General features: G+C 52.4%; 1 rRNA gene. It reads right to left on the reverse strand.

From position 1 onward, the window contains the following. Nucleotides 1–542: ribosomal RNA gene (locus ACSIPU_RS30465) — 23S ribosomal RNA — on the reverse strand; the annotation flags it as partial. Nucleotides 543–572 lie beyond the last annotated feature (30 nt).

A 572-nucleotide genomic window follows, 5' to 3' on the forward strand; every position in this document is an offset into this window, starting at 1 on the left:
GGGCTCCTACTGCTTGTACGTACACGGTTTCAGGTTCTTTTTCACTCCCCTCGCCGGGGTTCTTTTCGCCTTTCCCTCACGGTACTGGTTCACTATCGGTCAGTCAGGAGTATTTAGCCTTGGAGGATGGTCCCCCCATATTCAGACAGGATACCACGTGTCCCGCCCTACTCTTCGAGTTCACAGCCTGTGTGTTTTAGTGTACGGGAGTATCACCCTGTACCCTGCGACTTTCCAGACGCTTCCACTAACACACAAGCTGATTCAGACTCCGGGCTGCTCCCCGTTCGCTCGCCGCTACTGGGGGAATCTCGGTTGATTTCTTTTCCTCGGGGTACTTAGATGTTTCAGTTCCCCCGGTTCGCCTCGTTAACCTATGTATTCAGTTAACGATAGTGCAACGAATTGCACTGGGTTTCCCCATTCGGACATCGCCGGCTGTAACGGTTCATATCACCTTACCGACGCTTTTCGCAGATTAGCACGTCCTTCATCGCCTCTGACTGCCAGGGCATCCACCGTGTACGCTTAGTCGCTTAACCTCACAACCCGAAGATGTTTCGTAAAACATC

The sequence above is a fragment of the Klebsiella sp. HN106 genome, from assembly GCF_051209435.1.
GTDB lineage: Bacteria > Pseudomonadota > Gammaproteobacteria > Enterobacterales > Enterobacteriaceae > Klebsiella > Klebsiella oxytoca.